The 16858-nt window shown below is 71.5% G+C and carries 15 protein-coding genes; 8 read left to right on the plus strand and 7 right to left on the minus strand.

Annotated elements, in window-relative coordinates; all coding sequences use genetic code 11:
* Positions 1-3: 3 nt before the first annotated feature.
* From SSNG_RS08660 to SSNG_RS08675, 4 genes are all read right to left on the minus strand, one after another.
* Positions 4-321 (minus strand): bifunctional 3-phenylpropionate/cinnamic acid dioxygenase ferredoxin subunit, encoded by a 318-nt coding sequence (locus SSNG_RS08660; protein WP_007263437.1) that lies wholly within the window; start codon positions 319-321, stop codon positions 4-6.
* A complete protein-coding gene (gene sufD / locus SSNG_RS08665) occupies positions 321-1535 on the minus strand; it encodes a Fe-S cluster assembly protein SufD (protein ID WP_042800756.1) in 1215 nt (404 codons plus the stop codon). The genes SSNG_RS08660 and sufD overlap by 1 nt, the downstream gene beginning before the upstream one ends.
* 80 nt (positions 1536-1615) lie before the next feature.
* Positions 1616-3031 (minus strand): Fe-S cluster assembly protein SufB, encoded by a 1416-nt coding sequence (gene sufB / locus SSNG_RS08670; protein ID WP_007263439.1) that lies wholly within the window; start codon positions 3029-3031, stop codon positions 1616-1618.
* Positions 3028-3765 carry an ArsR family transcriptional regulator gene (locus tag SSNG_RS08675; RefSeq protein ID WP_007263440.1) on the minus strand — a complete coding sequence of 246 codons (738 nt, stop codon included), beginning with the start codon at positions 3763-3765 and terminating at the stop codon, positions 3028-3030. Before SSNG_RS08675 ends, sufB begins: the two co-directional genes overlap by 4 nt.
* A gap of 261 nt (positions 3766-4026) precedes the next feature.
* Between SSNG_RS08675 and SSNG_RS08680 the strand changes: the two genes are divergently transcribed.
* From SSNG_RS08680 to SSNG_RS08695, 4 genes are all read left to right on the plus strand, one after another.
* On the plus strand, positions 4027-4953 hold the full coding sequence (locus SSNG_RS08680) for an ABC transporter ATP-binding protein (RefSeq protein ID WP_007263441.1): 927 nt from the start codon (positions 4027-4029) through the stop codon (positions 4951-4953).
* On the plus strand, positions 4950-5717 hold the full coding sequence (locus SSNG_RS08685; RefSeq protein WP_007263442.1) for an ABC transporter permease: 768 nt from the start codon (positions 4950-4952) through the stop codon (positions 5715-5717). Before SSNG_RS08680 ends, SSNG_RS08685 begins: the two co-directional genes overlap by 4 nt.
* Positions 5718-5828: 111 nt before the next feature.
* Positions 5829-6965, plus strand: coding sequence for a hypothetical protein (locus tag SSNG_RS08690; RefSeq protein WP_007263443.1), 1137 nt, complete (start codon positions 5829-5831; stop codon positions 6963-6965).
* A 34-nt stretch (positions 6966-6999) separates the two neighbouring features.
* On the plus strand, positions 7000-7959 hold the full coding sequence (locus SSNG_RS08695) for a COX15/CtaA family protein (RefSeq protein ID WP_241695013.1): 960 nt from the start codon (positions 7000-7002) through the stop codon (positions 7957-7959).
* A 55-nt stretch (positions 7960-8014) separates the two neighbouring features.
* Here the strand turns inward: SSNG_RS08695 and SSNG_RS08700 are convergent, their stop codons facing one another.
* The 3 genes from SSNG_RS08700 to SSNG_RS08710 form a co-directional block, all read right to left on the minus strand.
* Positions 8015-9109 (minus strand): amidohydrolase family protein, encoded by a 1095-nt coding sequence (locus SSNG_RS08700; protein ID WP_007263445.1) that lies wholly within the window; start codon positions 9107-9109, stop codon positions 8015-8017.
* A gap of 139 nt (positions 9110-9248) precedes the next feature.
* Positions 9249-9617: a hypothetical protein gene (locus tag SSNG_RS08705; RefSeq protein ID WP_042803141.1), complete on the minus strand. Its 369-nt coding sequence runs from the start codon at positions 9615-9617 to the stop codon at positions 9249-9251.
* A gap of 24 nt (positions 9618-9641) precedes the next feature.
* Entirely contained in the window at positions 9642-10583 is a 942-nt protein-coding gene (locus SSNG_RS08710) for a heme o synthase (RefSeq protein ID WP_042800757.1), read from the minus strand.
* A 320-nt stretch (positions 10584-10903) separates the two neighbouring features.
* Between SSNG_RS08710 and tkt the strand changes: the two genes are divergently transcribed.
* From tkt to opcA, 4 genes are read left to right on the plus strand one after another with little or no spacing between them, the layout of a single operon-like run.
* Positions 10904-12988, plus strand: coding sequence for a transketolase (gene tkt / locus SSNG_RS08715; protein WP_007263448.1), 2085 nt, complete (start codon positions 10904-10906; stop codon positions 12986-12988).
* Positions 12989-13024: 36 nt separating this feature from the next.
* Positions 13025-14143: a transaldolase gene (tal, locus tag SSNG_RS08720; protein ID WP_007263449.1), complete on the plus strand. Its 1119-nt coding sequence runs from the start codon at positions 13025-13027 to the stop codon at positions 14141-14143.
* A 2-nt stretch (positions 14144-14145) separates the two neighbouring features.
* Positions 14146-15675, plus strand: coding sequence for a glucose-6-phosphate dehydrogenase (gene zwf / locus SSNG_RS08725; RefSeq protein WP_042803143.1), 1530 nt, complete (start codon positions 14146-14148; stop codon positions 15673-15675).
* Entirely contained in the window at positions 15672-16850 is a 1179-nt protein-coding gene (gene opcA / locus SSNG_RS08730; protein ID WP_007263451.1) for a glucose-6-phosphate dehydrogenase assembly protein OpcA, read from the plus strand. Before zwf ends, opcA begins: the two co-directional genes overlap by 4 nt.
* The last annotated feature ends 8 nt before the right edge of the window (positions 16851-16858 follow it).

Below are 16858 nucleotides of genomic sequence, written 5' to 3' on the forward strand. Positions count from 1 at the left end.
ACCTCAGGACTCCTGGGTGAGGGAGACGAGCACGTCGTCCCCTTCGATCTTTACGGGGTAAACGGGGACGGGGCGCGTCGCGGGCAGACCGGAGGGCTTGCCGGTGCGCAGGTCGAAGGCCGACCCGTGCAGCCAGCACTCGATCATGCAGTCCTCGACCTCACCCTCCGAGAGCGAGACGTTCGCGTGCGAGCAGATGTCGTTGATCGCGAACACCTCCCCCTCGGTGGAGACGATGGACACCGGCGTGCCGTCGAGTTCCACCCGCTTGGGGGTGTTCTCCTCCAGCTCGCTCAGCGCACAGGCCTTGACGTAGCCCATCAGACGGCCGCCGCCAGCTCGGCCTCGATCTTCGTGATGAGGCGCTCCTCGATGTCCGCGACACCGATCTGCTGGACGAGCTCGGCGAAGAAGCCGCGCACGACCAGACGGCGGGCCTCGTCGGCCGGGATGCCGCGCGACTGGAGGTAGAAGAGCTGCTCGTCGTCGAAGCGGCCGGTCGCGGAGGCGTGGCCGGCGCCGACGATCTCGCCCGTCTCGATCTCGAGGTTCGGCACCGAGTCGACGCGCGCGCCGTCCGTGAGGACCAGGTTGCGGTTCATCTCGTAGGTGTCGGTGCCCTCGGCGGTCTTCTCGATGAGGACGTCGCCGATCCAGACCGCGTGGGCGTCCTGGCCCTGGAGCGCACCCTTGTAGACCACGTTGGACTTGCAGTGCGGGGCGTCGTGCGTGACCAGGAGGCGGTGCTCCTGGTGCTGGCCGGCGTCCGTGAAGTACACGCCGAGCATCTCGGCCTCGCCGCCGGGGCCCGCGTAGCTGACCCGCGGGTGGAGGCGCACGACGTCGCCGCCGAAGGTCACGACCACGGACTTGAAGCTCGCGTCGCGGCCGATGAGGGCGTTGTGCTGCGAGGTGTGGACGGCCGTGTCGTCCCAGTCCTGGACGGACACGAAGGTCACCTTGGCGCCGTCGCCGACGAGGATGTCGACGTTGGCGGCGCGGACGCCGTCGCCGGTGTGGTCGATCACGATGATCGCCTCGGCGAAGGGCTTGATGTCGAAGACGGTGTGCCCGAAGGTCGTGCCGCCCTCACCGTGGAGCGCGACCCGGATGGGCTCGGCGAGCACGGTCTCCTTGGGCACGGTGACGACCGTGGCCTTGGCGAACGAGGAGAAGGCCTGGGCGGCGACCCGGTCGACGGGGGTGCCGGCCTTGCCGATCCGCTCGTCGCCGCGCTCGACGGACTCGACCGTCACACCCTCGGGGGCGTCGATCTGGGCCTTCATGGTGCCGTTGGCGACCGCGGTGCCGTCGTGCAGGCCCTTGAGGCGGGCCAGCGGGGTGAACCGCCACTCCTCCTCGCGGCCGTGCGGGACGGGGAAGTCGGCCACGTCGAAGGACGGGGGCGCGCTCATCCGGGTGGCGACGGTGGACTCGGCGGCCACCGCGATCGCGCCGGCGGTGGTGGAGCCCGCCGCTGGGGGTGCCCCCACTCGAGCGGAGCCGAGAGTGGGGGAGTTCTGAGCCTCAGCCATGGCTGTCGTCTTGCTCTCTTCCATACGTGTGACGAATGTGCTGCGGGGCGGGGGCGGCCGCGGTGACGGCCGCCGTCGGGCTAGCCGACCGAGCCCTCCATCTGCAGCTCGATGAGCCGGTTGAGCTCCAGCGCGTACTCCATCGGCAGCTCCTTCGCGATCGGCTCGACGAAGCCGCGCACGATCATGGCCATGGCCTCGAACTCGGTGAGCCCGCGCTGCATCAGGTAGAAGAGCTGGTCGTCGGAGACCTTGGAGACGGTGGCCTCGTGGCCCATCGTCACGTCGTCCTCGCGGACGTCCACGTAGGGGTAGGTGTCCGAGCGGGAGATGGTGTCGACGAGGAGCGCGTCGCACAGCACGTTGGACTTGGAGCCCGCGGCGCCCTCGCCGATCTCGACCAGACCGCGGTAGGAGGTGCGGCCGCCGCCTCGCGCCACCGACTTGGAGACGATGTTGGAGGAGGTGTTCGGCGCCATGTGGACCATCTTGGAGCCGGCGTCCTGGTGCTGGCCCTCGCCGGCGAAGGCGATGGACAGGGTCTCGCCCTTGGCGTGCTCGCCCATCAGGTAGACGGCCGGGTACTTCATGGTGACCTTGGAACCGATGTTGCCGTCGATCCACTCCATGGTCGCGCCCTCGTACGCCACGGCGCGCTTGGTGACCAGGTTGTAGACGTTGTTCGACCAGTTCTGGATGGTCGTGTAGCGGCAGCGGCCGCCCTTCTTCACGATGATCTCGACCACGGCGCTGTGCAGCGAGTCCGAGGAGTAGATCGGGGCGGTGCAGCCCTCGACGTAGTGGACGTAGGCGTCCTCGTCGACGATGATCAGCGTCCGCTCGAACTGGCCCATGTTCTCCGTGTTGATGCGGAAGTAGGCCTGGAGCGGGATGTCCACGTGGACACCCTTGGGGACGTAGATGAAGGAGCCGCCCGACCACACGGCGGTGTTCAGCGACGCGAACTTGTTGTCGCCGACCGGGATGACCGTGCCGAAGTACTCCTGGAAGAGCTCCGGGTGCTCCTTGAGCGCGGTGTCCGTGTCGAGGAAGATGACGCCCTGCTCCTCCAGGTCCTCGCGGATCTGGTGGTAGACGACCTCGGACTCGTACTGGGCCGCGACACCGGCGACGAGGCGCTGCTTCTCCGCCTCCGGGATGCCGAGCTTGTCGTACGTGTTCTTGATGTCCTCGGGCAGTTCCTCCCAGGAAGCGGCCTGCTTCTCGGTGGAGCGCACGAAGTACTTGATGTTGTCGAAGTCGATGCCGGAGAGGTCGGAACCCCACATCGGCATGGGCTTCTTGTCGAACAGCTTGAGGCCCTTGAGGCGGAGGTTCAGCATCCACTCCGGCTCGGACTTCTTCGCCGAGATGTCGCGGACGACGTCCTCGGACAGACCCCGCTTGGCAGCGGCGCCGGCCGCGTCGGAGTCGGCCCAGCCGTATTCGTAGGTGCCCAGGCCATCGAGCTCAGGGTGAGCAGTCTCCGTGGTCATGCGGGGTTCCTCCCGGCCGTACTTGCAGATGCTGATGTGTCGGTCTGTGTGGCGCTTCGCGGGATGAACGTGGTGCACACCCCGTCGCCGTGGGCGATCGTGGCGAGGCGCTGCACATGCGTCCCGAGCAGGCGGGAGAAGACCTCGGTCTCCGCCTCGCAGAGCTGCGGGAACTGCTCGGCGACATGTGCGACCGGGCAGTGGTGCTGACAGAGCTGTTCACCGCTGTGCGGACCGGGAGCGCTCTTCGCCGTAGCAGCGTACCCGTCCGCGGTCAACGCCTTGGCCAGGGCCTCGGTGCGGGCCGCGGGTGCGGCCGCCTCCACGGCTTCCCGGTAGCTCCGCGCCTGCGTCTCCATCCGCGCCCTCGCGAAGGCGGCGACGGCCGCCTCGCCCTTCTCGCCCCCGCCGACGGACTGCGCGATCCAGCGCAGGGCGTCCGCGGCGAGGGTGTCGTAGGACTGGTCGAAGGCGTCTCGGCCGCAGTCGGTCAGCGCGAAGACCTTGGCGGGCCGGCCCCGGGTGCGCGCGCCGTACACGCGCTGCTCACGGGGTGCGACCACGTCGTCGGCGACGAGCGTGTCGAGGTGGCGGCGGACGGCGGCCTGGGTGAGGCCTAGGCGCTGCGCGAGGTCGGCGACGGTGGAGGGGCCGTGGTCCAGGATGGACCGCGCGACCCGGTTGCGGGTTGACCGCTCCCCGGTCGCGAGCTCCCCCTGGGGGGCCTCGCTCATCCGTTCGCCGTTTTTCACAACGCCATTGTTGCGTAAATAAGCGAGCCCCGACAAGCCGTGACCGACGCCACGCCCGGTGGCGTCCATCACTAAGGGTTACCTTATTTGTCTACGGAGAGTTAATCGGTAGATGGAATTCCGATTCCATTCCCACCCGGAGAACCCGCGTCCGCCGCACCGTGTTCGAATCGATTCCGCCTTTCCCGCCCGGTCCACCCCGGGGCCGGGGCCCTCTTCCCCGCCTCCGTAGACTCAGTCACCATGAGCAACGACCCCGCCGTGGAAATCCGCGGACTGGTGAAGCGGTACGGCCCCAAAACGGCGGTGGACGGCCTGGACCTCACCGTCCCGCGCGGCTCCGTCACCGCGGTCCTCGGCCCCAACGGCGCGGGCAAGACCACCACGGTGGAGACCTGCGAGGGCTACCACCGCCCCGACGCCGGCACCGTCCGCGTCCTCGGCCTCGACCCGGTCGCCCAGGCCGAGCGGCTGCGCCCGCGCGTCGGCGTGATGCTCCAGTCCGGGGGCGTCTACTCCGGCGCCCGCGCCGTGGAGATGCTGCGGCACATGGCGAAGCTGTACGCCGACCCCCTCGACGTCGACACCCTCGTGGAACGCCTCGGCCTCGGCGGCTGCGGCCGCACCACCTACCGCCGGCTCTCCGGCGGCCAGCAGCAGCGGCTCGCCCTCGCCATGGCCGTCGTCGGCCGCCCCGAGCTGGTCTTCCTGGACGAACCCACCGCCGGCCTCGACCCGCAGGCCCGCCGCGCGACCTGGGACCTCGTACGCGAACTGCGCGCCGACGGCGTCACCGTCGTCCTCACCACCCACCACATGGACGAGGCCGAGCAGCTCTCCGACGAGGTCGCCATCGTGGACGCCGGCAAGGTCATCGCGCACGGCAGCCCCGAGCAGCTGTGCCGCGGCGGCGCCGAGAACACCCTGCGCTTCACCGGCCGCCCCTCCCTCGACCTCGCCTCCCTGCTCAAGGCCCTGCCCGACGGCACCCAGGCCGCCGAGCTCACCCCCGGCGCCTACCGGGTCACCGGCGACGTGGACCCGCAGCTGCTGGCCACCGTCGCCTCCTGGTGCGCCCAGCACGGGGTCATGCCGGACAGCCTCTCCGTGGAGCGGCACACCCTCGAAGACGTCTTCCTCGAACTCACCGGTAAGGAGCTGCGCGCATGAGCGCCGGTACGTTCACCCCCCGGCCGGGGGCCGCGCCGGTGTCCCGGATGATCTGGGCGCAGACCGCGCTGGAGACCCGGATGCTGCTGCGCAACGGCGAGCAGCTGCTGCTGACCGTGATCATCCCGGCGCTGCTGCTGACCCTCTTCTCCGCCGTCGACATCGTGGACACGGGAGAGGGGAAGTCCGTCGACTTCCTGGCGCCGGGCGTCCTCGCGCTCGCCGTGATGTCCACCGCCTTCACCGGCCAGGCCATCGCCACCGGCTTCGACCGCCGCTACGGGGTGCTCAAGCGGCTCGGGGCCTCCCCGCTGCCGCGCCGGGCGCTGATGGCCGCCAAGACCCTGTCGGTGCTGGTCACCGAGGTGCTCCAGGTGGCCCTGCTGACGGCGATCGCCCTCGCGCTGGGCTGGTCCCCGCACGGGAACCCGCTGTCGGTCGCGCTGCTGCTGCTACTCGGCACGGCCGCGTTCTCCGGGCTCGGCCTGCTGATGGCGGGGACCCTCAAGGCCGAGGTGACCCTGGCCGCGGCCAACCTGGTGTTCCTGCTGCTGCTCGTCGGCGGCGGGGTGATCGTGCCGCTGGAGAAGTTCCCCGAAGCGGTGCGGTCCGTGCTGGGCCTGCTCCCGATCTCGGCACTGTCCGACGGGCTGCGCGAGGTGCTCCGCGACGGGGCCGCGCTGCCGTGGGGCGACGCGGCCGTCCTCGGCGTCTGGGCGGTCCTCGGGCTGGGCGCCGCCGCCAAGTGGTTCCGCTGGGAATGAGCCGGTCCGGCGGGCGCGCCCCGCTCCACCGGGAGTGAATCGGCGTCCCGGATCGTTGGCCCCGCGGGAGGATGACCAGCCTCCGCACATCGGAACGCCGGGGGGCACGGCATGGAGCAGCGGGAGGCCGCGCTGCGGCTGGACGGACAGTGGGCGCGGATCCGGGCGGGGGCCGAGCCGGCCGGGCCCGCCGAGAGCGAGCGGCTGCTGCGGGAGCTGATCGGCGCGCTGCGCGGGCCCGCGCGGACCGACCCCGAGTGCGCCGCCCGGCTCGGGCTGCGCCTGGGCGACCTCGCGGCACGCCGGTTCGGGGGCGGGGACCGGGCCGGGGCGCTGGCCGCCGTCGAGGAGGGGCTCGGGCACGCGCGGCGGGCCGCGCCGCACGCGCCGGAGTTCGCCCGCTGGTACGCGCGGGGGCTGATCAACCAGGGAGTCTGGCTGGCGTGGCCGCTGAGCGACGGGGCCCGCCTCCCCCTGCACCCGCTGGGCTCGGGCGGCGAGAGCGGCCCGGGTGCGATGGAACGGGCGGCCGGCGAGCGCGCCCGTGACGTGACGCGGGCCGCCGTCGAGGTCTGGGCCGGGCTGGACCAGGAGGACCCGGTCAACCGGCGGGGCCTCGCGCAGGCCAAGGTGTTCCTCGCGGACCGGCTCGCGGAGCTGGGCTCCGCGACGCAGGCGGTCGCCTGGGCGGTGGACGCCGAGGCCGGGTTCCGCCGGCTGCTGCTCGCGCACCCCGGGCCCGAGGCGGCGCAGGAGGCGGAGGAGGCCCTGGACCACATCGGCCGCCAGCTGGAGCTGCGGCTGCGCTTCCTCGGCTTCGACGCGCTGGCGGGGCTCCGGGCCGACGGGCTGCTGCCCGAGCGGCTGCTGCCGCAGGCGGTGGTGGCGGCCCGGATCCAGGGCGTGCCGGAGGCGGTGATCGGGGGCCGGCTGGGGCTGGACGCCGAGCAGGTGGCCACGATGCTGGAGGTGACCCCGTGGCTCGCGGTGTGGCGGGTCGAGGTGCGGGGCGCCGACGGGCTGTGGACCGTGCAGCCGGAGCCGTGGCAGGGGTCGGCGCAGGTGCGGGGGCTGACCGCCGAGGAGGTGGGGGCCGACCTGGTGCGGGGGTTCGCCGCCTCCCCGCTGCACCCCGGCGAGGGCGGCCTGTGGCGGGTGCTGGTGTGGTGGCACGAGGAGGGGGATCCCGCGGGGGCCAGGTTCCGCTCGGTCCTCGGGCCCGACGCTCCCGCCGGTACCCCCTCGTGAAACTTTGCACAAGGCGCCGCATACGATAGGCGCCGTGTTGAACCCATTCGCATACATCGCCGACCGCTGGACGCCGTCACCCCGGACCGTCCGGCGGGCCGCGTCCGCCGCGCTCCTGATGAGCGTGGCCATCATCGTCACCGGCGGCGCGGTGCGGCTGACCGGATCCGGTCTCGGCTGCGACACCTGGCCCAAGTGCACCGACGACAGCCTCGTCGTCACCCAGGCCCAGGGCTTCCACGGAGCCATCGAGTTCGGCAACCGGATGCTGACGTACGTGCTGAGCGCGGCCGTCGGCTGGTTCATCCTCGCCGCGCGCGCGGCCAAGCCGTGGCGGCACTCGCTGACCAGGCTCGGCTGGATCCAGTTCGCCCTGGTGATGGGCAACGCGGTCCTCGGCGGCATCACCGTGCTGACCGGGCTCAACCCGTACAGCGTCGCCGGGCACTTCCTGCTCGCCACCGGCCTGATCGCGGTCACCACCGTCTCCTGGCAGCGCACCCGCGAGGGCGACGGCGCCCCCCGCCCGCGCGTACCGGGCCCCGTGCGCAAGCTGTCGTGGGCGCTGATCGCCACCACCCTGGTGCTGATCGCGGCGGGCACGGTCGTGACCGGTTCCGGTCCGCACGCCGGCGACAAGAGCGAGATCAAGCGCATGCCGTTCGACTGGGCGGCCACCGCCCACGTGCACGCGATCGCCGCCTGGCTCGTCTGCGCGCTCGCCGTCGCGATGTGGCTGGTGCTGCGCGTGGTCGACGCCCCCGCCGACACCCGGGCGCGCGCCCGCGATCTGCTGGTCGTGCTGCTCGCCCAGGGTGCGATCGGCTACGTCCAGTTCTTCACGAAGCTGCCCGAGGTGCTGGTCGCCGCGCACATGCTGGGCTCCTGCCTGGTGTGGATCTCGGTGCTGCGCCTGACCCTGAGCCTGCGCGAGCGCTCCGCCGACCCGGTGGAGGCGCCCGCGCGGGACGAGGAGCAGCTCTCGGCGGTCTGACGCCGCCGGGCCGGCCGGCACGGTCGAAGGACACGGCCGTCGACGCCCGGCGCCGTCAGCCGCGCTCGTCGAGCCGGTAGACGCGCCGGGCGTTGCCGGCCGCGAGCATCCCCGCGACGCGCTGCGCGTCCTGCCAGGACCAGGCGCCCTCGGCGACCCAGCCCCCCAGGACCCGGCCCAGCGCCTCGCGGAACACCAGGGCGCCGACCGCGTGCAGCTCGGGCAGGTTGCGCCCGCCGCTGGAGTAGAGCAGCTTGCCGAAGGGCGCGACCTCCAGCAGTTCCGCCAGTACGGCGGCGGCCCGCGCCCCCGTGCGTACGAGGGCCGGGCCGAGGTCGGCGTGGACGTGCGGGTGCTCCGCCGCCAGGCGGGCCGTCTGCCGGTGGTACGGGTAACCGCCGCCCAGCACCAGCCGCGCGCCCAGGCCCGCCGTGGCCCGTACGAAGCCGCCCAGCGGCTCCGGGTCGGCCCCGCCGGTGTGCAGCTGGAGCGGCAGCCCGGAGGCCACCGCGCTCCAGACGAGGTGCCGCACGAGCACGGGGTCCCGCAGCTGCCCTCCCCTGGTGCGCCCGGCCAGCCATCGTCCGGCCGCCGCCCGGACCTCGCCGGGGCCGGGCGGTTCCGGATCTCCGGCCAGGGCGGCCCCGCAGCCGGTGCGGGCCCCGCAGGCGAAGCCGACGGCGCCGGAGGCGGCGTGGTGGACGGCTCCGGCGAGGTTGGCGAGGAAGGCGGCGACGGTCCCCGAGGTGTCGGCGGCCTGCTCGGCCAGTAACTCCAGCCGGGCCACCTCGAAGGCCTCCGCGTCCCCGGCCACGGCCAGCTCCTTGGGCCCGGTGAGGTCCCCGGGGGCTCCCGTGTCGACGAGGTACGCGCCCGTCCCCGAGCCCCGCAGCAGCCGTCTGGTGCTCTCCGCGGCGCCGAGCTCGCGCCGCCGGGCCAGGTACCGGGCGGGCGGGCAGTGCGGCTCCAGGCCGAGCAGGGGCGGGCACCAGCGGCGCACGGCGAAGCCGGTCTGGGTGTCGAAGAAGGTGGTGCCCGGGGCGGGCGGGCCGGCCGAGCGGATCAGCTGGGCCTCGAAGGTGGCGATGCCCAGCTCCGTGCGGAGCACCCCGCGGCAGTGCTGGTCCACCAGGGGCGGCGTTTCGATCATCCGGTCATCCCGTTGCGGACGTGGGGAAGCGGCTTCCACACGTCCTAACGGGTGAGCGGGGTGTGAAGTATTGCCCGCTCTGTTGACCGACCCCGGCGTTCGAGGATTCGGGCCGCCGGGGATCCGGGCGGCGGAGGATTCAGGCCGCCGGGTTGGCGGGGCCGCCGATCTGGATCCCGGCCATCCGGGTCCACTCGTACGGGCCGGTCTTCACCCGGGCGGCGAACTCCCCGTCGAACTCCTCGTGGAGCGTCAGCCCGGCCTGTTCGGCGGCGAGCTGGGCCACGGCGTACGTCGGGGCCACCAGGTCGCCCCAGCCGCCGTCGGTGCCCACGAGGACGATGCGGGTCCCGGCCTGGCCGATGTGCGCGAGCTGGCCCTCGGCGCCGCCGTGCTGCTTGGCGAACGCGCCGATCTGCCGGGCCAGCTTCGCGGCCGTGCGGCTGTGCTTCTTGTCCGCGGGCGCTGCGGCCCCGGAGGTGTCTGCGGTGTCTGCGGTCTCTGCCATGGACGGCATGCTACCGGCGAGTAATCAGCGGAGGAAGGGATCCACGGCCACGGCGACGAAGAGGAGCGACACATAGGTGATCGACCAGTGGAACAGCCGCATCTCCTTGAGCTTCGCACCCGTCACCCCGGCCTTGGCGCGGGCGCTCAGCGCGTGCGCCTCCCACAGCCACCAGCCGCCGGCCAGCAGCGCGACCGAGGTGTAGAACCAGCCCGTGTACCCCAGCGGGGTCAGCAGCAGCGAGACGGCCACCATCACCCAGCTGTAGAGGACGATCTGGCGCGCCACGGCCCTGTTGCCCGCCACCACCGGCAGCATCGGCACGCCGACCCGCGCGTAGTCGTCCTTGACCTTCATCGACAGCGGCCAGTAGTGCGGCGGCGTCCAGAAGAAGATGACCAGGAAGAGGATGACGGCGGCCCAGGAGACCTCGTTCTTCACCGCCGACCAGCCGATGAGCACCGGCATGCAGCCGGCGATCCCGCCCCAGACGATGTTCTGCGCGGTGCGCCGCTTCAGCAGCATCGTGTAGACGACCACGTAGAAGAGGAGCGCGCCGAGCGCGAGGGCGGCCGACAGCCAGTTGATCAGCAGCCCGAAGAACAGCGTCGAGACGACGCCGAGCGAGATGCCGAACACCAGGCACTCGGTCGGGCTCACCATGCCGGTCACCAGCGGGCGCTGGGACGTGCGGTCCATCAGCGCGTCGATGTCGCGGTCGATGTACATGTTCAGCGCGTTGGCGCCGCCCGCGGACAGGTAGCCGCCGAAGCAGGTGGCGAGCACCAGCCACAGCGACGGCACGCCCTGCTCCGCGAGGAACATCACCGGCACTGTGGTGATCAGCAGAAGTTCGATGATCCGCGGCTTGGTCAAAGCCACGAAAGCCATGACCCGGGCCCCGAACGGCCGGTGACCGGGGCTCGTCCCGAGCACCCCCGCTGGACGGGATTCGACGGCCGTCACGCACACCCCTGAGAGAGAATCCAGCAAGCTTCCGAAGCGATGCCTCCAGTAAATGAAGGCTCGGTAAAGGCTTGCGCGTACCACGCCACTGTAGACGTAGCTCTTACCCCGCCCCGCGCGGGGGTCGCCTCGTGTTGAGCCGATCGGACCGACGACAAGATCGCCGACGGCGGATCCCAGGTGAACGGCGGACACCGGGACGGCGACGCACTGCGTGCACTCGAATAGCCGCACGCCCTGGCGGGGGTAGGCTCGGAATCGCGCCGGTGTCACCGTTCGTCACCGGCAAAACAACATGTGGAGAGGAGCCCTGACCAACGGTGAGCACCAAGCCGACCACCCCAGAGCTCGAGTGGACCGAACTGGACCAGCGGGCCGTCGACACCGCCCGCATCCTGGCCGCCGACGCGGTCCAGAAGGTCGGGAACGGACACCCCGGTACGGCGATGAGCCTGGCCCCCGCCGCGTACACGCTTTTCCAGAAGGTCATGCGGCACGACCCCTCGGACCCCCAGTGGGTCGGGCGTGACCGTTTCGTGCTCTCCGCGGGGCACTCGTCCCTGACGCTCTACACCCAGCTCTACCTCGGCGGTTTCGGCCTGGAGCTGGACGACCTCAAGGCCTTCCGCACCTGGGGCTCCAAGACCCCCGGCCACCCGGAGTACGGCCACACGGCCGCCGTGGAGACCACCACCGGCCCGCTGGGCCAGGGCATCGCCAACGCGGTGGGCATGGCCATGGCCACCCGCTACGAGCGAGGCCTGTTCGACCCGGAGGCCGCCGAGGGCACGTCCCCGTTCGACCACATGGTCTACGCGATCGCGGGCGACGGCTGCCTCCAGGAGGGCATCTCCCACGAGGCGTCGGCGCTGGCCGGCCACCAGAAGCTCGGCAACCTGGTGCTGCTGTGGGACGACAACCACATCTCCATCGAGGGTGACACGGAGACGGCCGTCTCCGAGGACACCATGAAGCGCTACGAGGCGTACGGCTGGCACGTCCAGCGCGTCGAGCAGCAGGAGAACGGCGACCTCGACCCGAAGGCCCTGTTCGCCGCCCTCCAGGCCGCCAAGGCCGAGACCGGCCGCCCGTCCTTCATCGCGGCCCGCTCGATCATCGCCTGGCCCGCCCCGCACGCCCAGAACACCGAGGCCGCCCACGGCTCGGCCCTCGGCAACGACGAGGTCGCCGCGACCAAGCGCGTGCTCGGCTTCGACCCGGAGCAGACCTTCGAGGTCTCCGACGCGGTCCTCGGCCACACCCGCGCCCTGGTCGACCGGGGCCGTGACGCCCGCGCCGCCTGGGAGAAGGAGTTCTCCGCCTGGCGCACCGCCAACCCCGAGCGCGCCGCCGCCTTCGACCGCATCGAGGCCAACGAGCTGCCCGAGGGCTGGGAGGACAAGCTCCCCGTCTTCGAGACCGGCAAGGGCGTCGCCACCCGCGCCGCCTCCGGCAAGGTCCTCGAAGCCCTCGGCGCGGTCATCCCGGAGCTGTGGGGCGGCTCGGCCGACCTGGCCGGCTCCAACAACACCACCATCGACAAGAACTCCTCGTTCCTGCCGGTGGGCAACCCGCTGCCGGAGGCCGACCCGTACGGCCGCACCATCCACTACGGCATCCGCGAGCACGCGATGGCCGCCGTGATGAACGGCATCGCGCTGCACGGCCACACCCGCATCTACGGCGGCACCTTCCTGGTGTTCTCCGACTACATGCGCAACGCCGTCCGCCTGTCCGCGCTGATGCACCTGCCGGTGACGTACGTGTGGACGCACGACTCCATCGGCCTCGGCGAGGACGGCCCGACCCACCAGCCGGTCGAGCACGTCGCCTCGCTGCGCGCCATCCCGGGTCTGAACGTCGTCCGTCCGGCGGACGCGAACGAGACCGCCGTCGCCTGGCGCGAGATCCTCAAGCGCCACACCAAGGTGTACGGCAAGGGCGCCCCGCACGGCCTGGCCCTCACCCGCCAGGGCGTTCCCACGTACGAGCGCAACGAGGACGCGGCCAAGGGCGGTTACGTGCTGTTCGAGGCGGAGGGCGGCACCGCCGAGGTCGTCCTCATCGGCACCGGCTCCGAGGTCCAGCTCGCCGTCGCCGCGCGCGAGGCGCTGCAGGCCGAGGGCGTCCCGGCGCGCGTGGTCTCGATGCCCTCCGTCGAGTGGTTCGAGGAGCAGACCCAGGAGTACAAGGACAGCGTCCTGCCGCCGTCGGTGAAGGCGCGAGTCGCGGTCGAGGCCGGCATCGGCCTGACCTGGCACCGTTACGTCGGGGACGCGGGCCGGATCGTCTCGCTGGAGCACTTCGGTGCCTCGGCCGACGGCGCCGTCCTGTTCCGCGAGTTCGGCCTCACCGCCGAAGCCGTGACCGCAGCCGCCAAGGCCTCCATCGCCGCCGCGCGCTGAAGACCGGTACCTGAACCAGTAGGAGATGTAATTCTCATGGCAGACGCACTCAAGCGCCTCTCCGACGAGGGCGTGGCGATCTGGCTGGACGATCTGTCCCGCAAGCGCATCACGTCCGGCAACCTCGCCGAGCTCATCGACCAGCAGCACGTGGTCGGTGTCACCACCAACCCGTCGATCTTCCAGAAGGCGATCAGCAGCGGTGACGGCTACGAGCAGCAGCTCGCCGACCTCGCCGCCCGCAAGGTCACCGTCGACGAGGCCATCCGCATGATCACGACGGCGGATGTCAGGGACGCCGCCGACATCCTGCGCCCGGTCTTCGACTCGACCGACGGCCAGGACGGCCGCGTGTCCATCGAGGTCGACCCGCGCCTCGCGCACGACACGGTGGCGACCATCGCCGAGGCCAAGCAGCTCGCCTGGCTGGTGGACCGCCCGAACACGCTCATCAAGATCCCGGCGACCAAGGCCGGCCTGCCGGCGATCACCGAGGTCATCGGCAGGGGCATCAGCGTCAACGTCACGCTGATCTTCTCGCTGGAGCGCTACCGCGCGGTTATGGACGCGTACCTGGCGGGCCTGGAGAAGGCGAAGGCCGCCGGCCTGGACCTCTCCAAGATCCACTCGGTCGCCTCCTTCTTCGTGTCCCGCGTGGACAGCGAGATCGACAAGCGCCTGGACGGCATCGGCACCGGCGAGGCCAAGGCCCTCAAGGGCAAGGCGGCCCTCGCCAACGCCCGTCTGGCCTACGAGGCGTACGAGGAGGTCTTCTCCTCCGACCGCTGGGCGGCCCTGGACAAGGCGCAGGCCAACAAGCAGCGCCCGCTGTGGGCCTCGACCGGCGTCAAGGACCCGGCGTACAAGGACACCCTGTACGTGGTGGACCTGGTCGCCCCCGGCACCGTCAACACCATGCCCGAGGCCACCCTGGAGGCCACCGCCGACCACGGCGAGGTCTCCGGCGACACCATCCGCGGCACCTACGAGCAGGCGCGCGCCGAGCTGGACGCGGTCGCGAAGCTGGGCATCTCGTACGACGATGTGGTGCAGCTGCTCGAAGACGAAGGCGTCGAGAAGTTCGAGGCGTCCTGGAACGACCTGCTGAAGTCGACCGAGGCGGAGCTGACGCGCCTCGCCCCCGCGGAGGACTGAGTATTTTGTCGGTAAACGGAGCGAACCCGCTTCGTGACGCACAGGACCGGCGGCTCCCGCGCATCGCGGGGCCGTCCGGCCTGGTCATTTTCGGCGTTACGGGTGACCTGTCGCGCAAGAAGCTCATGCCCGCCGTCTACGACCTCGCCAACCGCGGCCTGCTGCCCCCGGGCTTCTCGCTGATCGGTTTCGCCCGCCGCGAGTGGCAGGACGAGGACTTCGCCCAGGAGGTGTACGAGGCCGTCAAGCAGCACTCGCGCACCCCCTTCCGCGAGGAGGTCTGGCAGCAGCTGGTGCAGGGCTGCCGGTTCGTCCAGGGCGAGTTCGACGACGACGCGGCCTTCGAGACGCTCAAGTCGACCATAGAAGAACTCGACAAGGCCCAGGGCACCGGCGGCAACTTCGCCTTCTACCTGTCGGTCCCGCCGAAGTTCTTCCCCAAGGTGGTCCAGCAGCTCAAGAACCACGGGCTGGCCCAGAAGGAGGGCTCCTGGCGGCGCGCCGTCATCGAGAAGCCCTTCGGTCACGACCTGAAGAGCGCGGAAGAGCTCAACCAGGTCGTCCACGAGGTCTTCCCGCGCGACGAGGTCTTCCGGATCGACCACTACCTCGGCAAGGAGACCGTCCAGAACATCCTGGCGCTCCGCTTCGCCAACACCATGTTCGAGCCGATCTGGAACCGGTCGTACGTCGACCACGTCCAGATCACGATGGCCGAGGACATCGGCATCGGCGGCCGGGCCGGGTACTACGACGGCATCGGCGCGGCCCGCGACGTCATCCAGAACCACCTGCTCCAGCTGCTGGCGCTCACGGCGATGGAGGAGCCCGGCTCCTTCCACCCCAAGGCCCTGGTGGCGGAGAAGCTGAAGGTGCTCAGCGCCGTCGAGATCCCCGAGGACCTGGGCAAGCACACCGTGCGCGGCCAGTACTCGGCGGCCTGGCAGGGCGGCGAGAAGGTCGTCGGGTACCTCGAAGAGGACGGCATCGACCCCAAGTCGAAGACCGACACCTACGCGGCCATCCGCCTGGAGATCAACAACCGCCGCTGGGCGGGCGTCCCGTTCTACCTGCGCACGGGCAAGCGCCTGGGCCGCCGGGTGACCGAGATCGCGGTGGTCTTCAAGCGGGCCCCGTACCTGCCCTTCGAGTCGGGCGCGACCGAGGAGCTGGGGCAGAACGCCCTGGTCATCCGGGTCCAGCCGGACGAGGGCGTGACGGTCCGCTTCGGCTCGAAGGTGCCGGGCACCTCCATGGAGGTCCGGGACGTCACGATGGACTTCGCCTACGGCGAGTCCTTCACGGAGTCCAGCCCCGAAGCCTACGAACGGCTCATCCTCGACGTCCTCCTCGGCGACGCGAACCTCTTCCCGCGTCACCAGGAAGTCGAGCTGTCCTGGAACATCCTCGACCCGATCGAGGAGTACTGGGACAAGCACGGCAAGCCCGCGCAGTACCCGGCGGGCACGTGGGGGCCGGTCGAGGCGGACGAGATGCTCGCACGAGACGGACGGAGCTGGCGCCGGCCATGAAGATCGACCTCACGGAGACCACCTCCAGCAAGATCAACGCCGCGTTGGTGCAGGCGCGCCGGGACATCGGCACGCCGGCCATCGGCATGGTCCTCACGCTGGTGATCGTGACCGACGAAGAGAACGCGTACGACGCGCTCAAGTCGGCGAACGACGCGTCCCACGAACACCCCTCGCGGATCGTCGTCGTGGTCAAGCGGGTCAGCCGCTCCCCGCGCAGCCGCCGCGACCCCCGCCTCGACGCGGAGATCCGCGTCGGAGCGGACTCCGGCACCGGGGAGACGGTCGTACTGCGCCTGCACGGCGAACTGGTCAACCACGCCCAGTCGGTCGTGCTCCCGCTGCTCCTGCCGGACGCCCCCGTGGTGGTCTGGTGGCCGGAGGGCGCTCCGGCGGACCTGGCGGGCGACCCGCTGGGCGCGCTGGGGCAGCGCCGGATCACGGACACGTACTCCTCGGAGGAGCCCATCGGGGCCCTCGGCCTGCGGGCGCAGGCGTACGCGCCGGGCGACACCGACCTGTCGTGGACCCGGATCACACCGTGGCGCTCCATGCTGGCCGCCGCGCTCGACCAGCAGACGGTCTCGGTGGTCTCCGCGACCGTCGAGGGCGAGGACGAGAACCCGAGCTGCGAGCTGCTGGCCATGTGGCTGGCGGACCGCCTCGGCGTCCCGGTCAAGCGGACGCTGTCGGACGGGCCGGGGCTGACGGCCGTACGCCTGGAGACCAAGGACGGCGTGATCGTCCTGGACCGCGCGGACGGCGCGCTGGCGACGCTGTGCATGCCGGGGCAGCCGGACCGCGCGGTGGCGCTCAAGCGCCGCGACACGGCGGAGCTGCTGGCGGAGGAGCTGCGCCGGCTGGACCCGGACAACACGTACGAGGCGTCCCTGAAGTTCGGCGTCAACCGCCTGGCGGCGGGGGGTGCGGGTGCGGGTGCCGGTGGCGGTGCCAAGGCTGACGCCGGTGCCGGTGCCAAGGCTGACGCCGCGGCCCAGGCCGGTGCCGGTACCGCGGCCCAGGCCGGTACCGGGGCCGGTGCCCGTGCCGGTGCCGCCGCCCAGGCCGGTTCCGATGCCCAGGCCGACAGCGCCCAGGCCGACGCCGGGGCCGATGGCAAGGGCTCCTCGGCGAAGCCGGCGGGCAAGCCGGCCAAGCGGGCGGCGGCCAAGTAGCAGGACGG

The sequence above is a fragment of the Streptomyces sp. C genome, from assembly GCF_000158895.1.
Taxonomy (GTDB): Bacteria; Actinomycetota; Actinomycetes; order Streptomycetales; family Streptomycetaceae; genus Streptomyces; species Streptomyces racemochromogenes.